Genomic DNA, 211 nt, shown 5'->3' on the forward strand with positions numbered 1-211 from the left:
AGTTTGGAGCTACAATTAATTTCCATTCTTCTTTTCTGATGACAAAAACACCTTCTTTAGTATGATGAATAGTTGCCTCTCTTGCATATCCTTTTTGCTCTAGTAATAGAGGCAACATGCTATAACTATCTTCCGCTTCACAATCTTTTAATTTGTAATCTACAATGTCTGCACAAGTTGCCATAAAATCTGTAGTACAAATTGTTGCTTC

1 pseudogene is annotated in these 211 nt (G+C 33.6%); it reads right to left on the minus strand.

Annotation, left to right across the window (positions count from 1 at the left end):
- Positions 1–211: pseudogene (locus Q4548_RS17160) on the minus strand (arylsulfatase); the annotation flags it as partial.

The organism is Wenyingzhuangia sp. 2_MG-2023, from assembly GCF_030548295.1.
Lineage (GTDB): Bacteria > Bacteroidota > Bacteroidia > Flavobacteriales > Flavobacteriaceae > Wenyingzhuangia.